Source organism: Leptospira ainazelensis, assembly GCF_016918785.1.
Taxonomy (GTDB): Bacteria; Spirochaetota; Leptospiria; order Leptospirales; family Leptospiraceae; genus Leptospira; species Leptospira ainazelensis.
The window spans coordinates 1-2169 of the sequence record NZ_JAFFPT010000001.1; the positions used below are offsets into that span (position 1 = coordinate 1).

3 protein-coding genes are annotated in these 2169 nt (G+C 37.9%); all 3 read right to left on the reverse strand.

From position 1 onward, the window contains the following. Positions 1 to 93 precede the first annotated feature (93 nt). Positions 94 to 828 carry a BA5345 family protein gene (locus JWG44_RS00005; protein ID WP_205272914.1) on the reverse strand — a complete coding sequence of 245 codons (735 nt, stop codon included), beginning with the start codon at positions 826 to 828 and terminating at the stop codon, positions 94 to 96. A gap of 537 nt (positions 829 to 1365) precedes the next feature. Further along, entirely contained in the window at positions 1366 to 1764 is a 399-nt protein-coding gene (vapC, locus tag JWG44_RS00010) for a type II toxin-antitoxin system tRNA(fMet)-specific endonuclease VapC (protein WP_205272915.1), read from the reverse strand. Further along, positions 1765 to 1995 carry a type II toxin-antitoxin system antitoxin VapB gene (gene vapB, locus JWG44_RS00015; protein WP_205272916.1) on the reverse strand — a complete coding sequence of 77 codons (231 nt, stop codon included), beginning with the start codon at positions 1993 to 1995 and terminating at the stop codon, positions 1765 to 1767. Positions 1996 to 2169: the final 174 nt, after the last annotated feature.

Consider the following 2169-nt stretch of genomic DNA (forward strand, 5'->3'; position numbering starts at 1 on the left):
CAAAGCAATGTGGCTTTAGCCCGGAGTGAGCGCGAGCGGGAACCGTGAGTCGCGAACGAAGTGAGAAGCCGAAGTTAAGCGCCGTTGCTATCATTAATTTGGTCTATCAATATAGAATTTTAATGGTCCATTTGTTTTTTTGCTTTCCTTTGAAATTTTAGAATTCGCACGAATCGATAAAGCGTGGAATAACGCATCCTCAAAGAAGCGGTTTAAGTTAGATGCGCTAAAATGATAACTATAACGGTGAAGTAGAAATGCAACTCCAAAAACGAGGAAAGAAACTATAACAAAAAAACAGCTTACCTTATCAATTTCGTTATTGCAAAGCAGATATATGATGAAAAAAGCTGAAGTAATAATCGATAAAATTAATGATACGAGAGAAGATCCATTTCCATGCATCAAATCTGTTAAGGAATCATTTCTACTATTTACTTTCTCTAAGGCCTTATCCTCTTCACGTAATCGATGCCATATAATGTTAAGAATTCGCCAATAATCGCGCTCATCTAATTTACGGATTAATCTTTTATTATTCGAAGTAAGCTCTAATAGATTTCTATTATGTAACGAAGCGATATATTTAGTATATCTAGTTTTTGGGTAAATATGGCAATTCCAAAATAAGTAGTGATGAATTAGACTAATTACGTAACCAATTCCTCCTGAGAATGCTAAAATGAATGTAGTATTCAGATTGATTTCCGAAAGAGTTTCATAGAAAATATAATGGGGAAGCAAAAGTAAACTGATAAATAGAAAAGTATACCCAAAGTAAATGAATACTGGAAATAAATATCTTATTATCTTATTAAACTCAGTCATTTTCTTTTGTTTCTATTTATTTTTGCAATAGCGCTTAACGAAAGAAGCTTGCCGACGTCGCGTCCCCGAGCGCCTGCGCGCGAAAGGGTCGCGAACTTCTCTTACTAAAAATCTCTTCTTTTACTATTTAGCCAAGTTCGCGAAGCGATGTGTCGAAGACCGAAGTGAGTCCGAACGGGAACCGTGAGTGACGAACGAAGCGGCAAGCGTTAGTTAGGCGAGCGTTCCGCGAGCGTCAAGAAAATATATCGTTAAACCATTGCAACCTAATGAAACAGTTGCAGTTATCCCCCTAAAACACTTAGCCAACCCAAAGAAAAGCGAAGCGGAATGTCGCCTAACGAAAGAGGCTTCTCGACGTTGCGTCCGCAAGCGCCTGTGCGCGACGCGGTTGGCACGAGGTTCGAGGCGCCTTAGCGCCGTCCAGCGAACCGAAGAGACAAAGCAATGTGCCGGAGGCCGGAGTGAGCGCGAGCGGGAACCGTGAGTCGCGAACGGAGTGAGAAGCCGAAGTTAGCTGAAGTGGCGATTGGATCGTTATTGAGTCCAATCTTCGATTTTTAAATCCTTAATTCGCTTAAATTCTTTTGTATTATTAGTGACAAAAATGTAATTATTAGAAATTGCTTGAGCAGCAAGAAGCATATCTATTGAACCAATTACGTTTCCCCTTTTTTCCAAGTCAGCTCTGATTAACCCATAAGATTCTGCATCTTTATCAGAAAAAGAAAGTATATTGAAGATTGTTAAAAATTCAATTAGCGCTACTTTGTTTTTCTCCTTATGTTCACTTTTCTGAATTCCAAATTCAAGCTCCGCGACCGTTAATGAAGAAATAAATAATTCTTTATTTAATTTTTTCTTAAGGTTGGCCAAAAGAACTGCGTTCTTCTTTTTAATTAAAAAAATACAAATATTGGTATCTAAAAGATACATTCAAAGCTTTTCTCTTTTATCTGATTTCGGTTGTTCTCGTCCCTCCCCCAAAAAATCATCTGAAAAACCGTTTAACCCTTCCAGAAATACATTCCAGGCTTTATTTTTCGGCACTAGGATTACCGCTTCTCCCACTTTTTGAATAAGAACATCATCACCAGAAAATTGGAATTCTTTTGGTAATCTAACTGCCTGACTTCTTCCATTTATAAATAATTTTGCTGTTTGCATTTAATTACCTCAAAAATAGTATATATCAAGATATATACTTGTCAAGGACTTCTTATTAAATTTGCTTTAGATTACAATTAATTTATCGCCATTTCAGCTAACGAAAGAAGCTTGCCGACGTCGCGTCCCCGAGCGCTTGTGCGCGAAAGGGTCGTGAACTTCTCTTACTGAAAA

Bases quoted from the DNA above. Each gene is read 5' to 3' on its own strand.
- vapC (WP_205272915.1), bottom strand. From the start codon at position 1,764: ATGTATCTTTTAGATACCAATATTTGTATTTTTTTAATTAAAAAGAAG.
- vapB (WP_205272916.1), bottom strand. From the start codon at position 1,995: ATGCAAACAGCAAAATTATTTATAAATGGAAGAAGTCAGGCAGTTAGA.
- JWG44_RS00005 (WP_205272914.1), bottom strand. From the start codon at position 828: ATGACTGAGTTTAATAAGATAATAAGATATTTATTTCCAGTATTCATT.